This window comes from Streptosporangium sp. NPDC001681 (genome assembly GCF_040298085.1).
In the GTDB taxonomy this organism is placed as follows: Bacteria; Actinomycetota; Actinomycetes; order Streptosporangiales; family Streptosporangiaceae; genus Streptosporangium.
In genome coordinates this window covers 1-1,179 of sequence record NZ_JBEOZN010000328.1, presented here as the reverse complement: position 1 = coordinate 1,179, position 1,179 = coordinate 1, and the positions used below count along the sequence as shown (strand labels likewise).

The following is a 1,179-nucleotide window of genomic DNA, read 5'->3' as shown; positions in this document are numbered from 1 at the left end:
CCGACAGATCACGATGAACCGCGACCGACTGCCCGGCCGACTCCCACATCCCCGCAAGACCCAGCGCGTCCGGCTCGAACCCGGCGAAGCCGACCGCTGCCACCGGCACCGAATCAGCCATGGGGAGCTCCGACAGCGGAGTCCATTCCAACCGGAACAACCCGTTCCCCGCCGTCGCCTGCCCCCCGCCCGCGGCGGCGAGCTGGTTAGGCGAGAACGGGCGTAGCACCAGGGACCTCACCGACAGCACCGGCTCCCCGGCGACGTCCACCGCGACCAGCGATACCGAGTCGGCAGCGATCCGGCTCAGCCGTACGCGCAGCATCGCCGCGCCGGTGGCGTGCAGGCTCACCTCTCCCCAGGAGAACGGCAACCGCGTACCCGCCTCGGTGTCCAGCCCGGCGAAGGTCACCGCGTGCAACACCGCGTCCAGCAACGCCGGATGCACCCCGAACGAACCCGCACTCGACGCCGCCTGCTCGGGAAGGGCGACCTCGGCGAACACCTCGCCCCCCTCGGCCCCCCACCAGGCCGCCCGCAACCCCTGAAACACCGGGCCGTAGACGAGCAAATTCTCGGCCAGCTGGTCATAGAAACCGTCCAGCGCGATCGCGGTCGCGCCGGCCGGGGGCCACACCGTCGCGTCGAACGGCACGATCGGGGCAGGACCGGCCGTGCGGGTGCCCGTGGCCAGCGTGCCGGTGGCGTGCCGCACCCACGGCACATCCTCTCCAGCCTGCGCCGACCGGGCGTAAATGCTCACGCTCCGATGGCCCGTCTCCTGAGCGGCGCCCACCGACACCTGCATCGCGACGACGTCCCGCTCGCCCAGCACCAACGGAGCGACCAGGGTCAGCTCTTCGACCAGGTTGCAACCGACCTGGTCACCCGCCCGGATCGCCAGCTCCAGGAACCCGGTACCCGGGAAGAACACCATCCCGGCCACCACGTGATCGGCCAGCCACGGATGCGAAGCCAGCGACAGGCGGCCGGTCAGCAGCACCCCATCGGAATCGGCCAGCCCGACCGTCGCGCCCAGCAGCGGGTGCCCCGCGGCGGCCAGGCCCGCCGCCGCCACGTTCCCGGTACCGGAGCCGGTGCTCTCGGGCCAGTACCGCCGATGCTCGAAGGGGTAGGTCGGCAGATCGACCCGGCGCCCGCCCGGCAGCACCGCCTGCC

General features: G+C 72.3%; 1 protein-coding gene. It reads right to left on the bottom strand.

Features of this window, described 5'->3' with window-relative positions; translation table 11 throughout:
- Positions 1–1,179 (bottom strand): polyketide synthase dehydratase domain-containing protein (locus ABT130_RS47640; protein ID WP_350966508.1); only part of this gene is annotated, 1,179 nt, incomplete at both ends.